The organism is Dellaglioa sp. CoH-57-MRSF-20 (assembly GCF_056781955.1).
Genome location: NZ_JBXAXV010000218.1, coordinates 1 through 303, shown reverse-complemented (window position 1 = coordinate 303; position 303 = coordinate 1). Strand labels below are relative to the sequence as shown.

1 protein-coding gene is annotated in these 303 nt (G+C 53.8%); it reads right to left on the bottom strand.

The annotated features are described in order from the left end of the window. Positions 1-303, bottom strand: a 303-nt coding sequence (locus AC1RPN_RS08825; RefSeq protein ID WP_481763814.1) for a hypothetical protein, incomplete at both ends; no start/stop codon positions are given.

Here is a 303-nt window from a genome sequence, read left to right as displayed (position 1 = left end):
AGAACTGGTGAATGTTGTACACCATCGGATGGAAATCGGACGGAAATGCAAAGTTTTGTTTCAGGATTTCGGTTGGCGTGTGATCCGACCAGATGTAATTCTGTTCCGTCACGTGTGGTACACGCATCGAGAAGCCATCCACGTGCCACACATCGTCGCTCACACTCTTCATGGGGCCGCAGCGAACCGTTACATACACGTACGGATGGTTGACCCCGAGTTTGCGCTGTTCAGCATCGGCACGGATCACCATCGGCTCGATCCACTTCAGCTCGTTCGGGACCACATAGCCCTCGGTCTTGG